Consider the following 1423-nt stretch of genomic DNA (forward strand, 5'->3'; position numbering starts at 1 on the left):
GCGGTCAGCGCGCGAGGGGGGTGGTGATCTTCCAGGTGGCGTCCTGGGGGAAGTCCTTCTCGACGTCGAAGCGGTTCTTGGCGGACTTGTTGGCGACGTAGAGGTCGCCGTAGTACTCGCGCAGGAACCGGCCGGGCTGGCCGGCGGACTCGAAGGAGGTGCCGCTGCCGCTCAGGCCCTTCTTGGCGCACCAGGTGGCGTCCTTGCGGAACTGGGTGCTGTTGTCGCTCGCGGCCATCTTGACGCGCAGGTCCTTGTGCGTGAGGTAGTGGCCGAGCTTGCGGGAGGACTCGAAGGAGTAGCAGCCCGGGGCGCCGTTGAGGGCGGGCACGACGACCCAGGTTCCGTCCTCGCGGTCGGTCTGCCTGGAGTTCGCCGACAGCGGGGCGATGAACGCCTCCCCCGCATCCGGCGTGGACTGGCGGATGTAGAAGCCGGCCGGCCTGCCGCTCGCCGGCTGCAGCGACTGGCGCTTGGCCCGGTACTGGCTCTCGGCGGTGAGGAACTTCGCCACGTCCTCGTCGGTGCCGGCCAGCGCCTTCTTCGCGGTGGCGACCAGGTGCGGGTTGACACCGGTCTTCTCGGCGGCCGCCTGGATCTGGATCGCCAGGCGGCGGTTGGCGTCGGCGATCTGCTTGCGGCGCGCCTCGTCGTCCTTCTTGTACGCCTCCTCCGCGCCGGTGTGGATGAACTGCTTCCACACCGCCGAATCGGGGCTGAGGACCGCGCGCTGCCCGGCGGCGTACAACTCGCTGCTCTTGGCGTCGGCAGGTGCCAGGCGCAGCAGTTCGCGGATGAAGTTGTCGTCGGCCAGGGCGAGCATGGCTTCGGAGGGGGTGATGCGGAACAGGGCGGCGGCGTTGGTGCGGGCGGCGATCTCCTTGCGGCGCTCGGCCTCCGCGCGGTCCTTCTCCTCCAGCTCCTTCAGCTCGTTGGCCACGTCGCGCTGGTGGGCCTCGCGGGCGCCGTTGGCGATGAACTCCTGCCAGGCGGCCGCATCCGCGGCCAGGGCCGTCGCCGCGGCGGCGCGGACCTCGGGCCCGGCGGCGGCGTGGCGCATCACGGCGCGGATGAAGTTGTCGTCGCTCAGGTCGAGCAGGTCGGGGCTGTTGGGAATGCCGATGGCGATCAGTGCCTGGGACTTCGCCAGCCGGGCGGCGCGGGCGGCGTCGGCCTTGTCCTTCTCGCGCTGCTTGTCGACGGCGTAGGCGTCGTGGATGCCGGTGACGATGAACGCGACGTGGTCCTCGGCCGTCTCGCTCATCATGGCGGCCTCGGCGGCCTGGCGCACCGCGTCGAACGTCTCCCCGCCGTCCCGGGCCTTCTGCCACAGCGCGTGGATGAAGTCGTGGTCGCTGAGCAGCAGCACCTCCGGGCTCGGATCGAGACGCACCACCGCGGCGGCGTCGACACGCTGCGTGTC

1 protein-coding gene is annotated in these 1423 nt (G+C 70.9%); it reads right to left on the reverse strand.

All coding sequences use genetic code 11. The annotated features are described in order from the left end of the window. Window positions 1-4: 4 nt before the first annotated feature. Window positions 5-1423 (reverse strand): AbfB domain-containing protein (locus A4V12_RS32985; protein WP_064073183.1); only part of this gene is annotated, 1419 nt, incomplete at its 5' end.

This window comes from Streptomyces noursei (assembly GCF_001646665.1).
Classification (GTDB): domain Bacteria; phylum Actinomycetota; class Actinomycetes; order Streptomycetales; family Streptomycetaceae; genus Streptomyces; species Streptomyces lavendulocolor.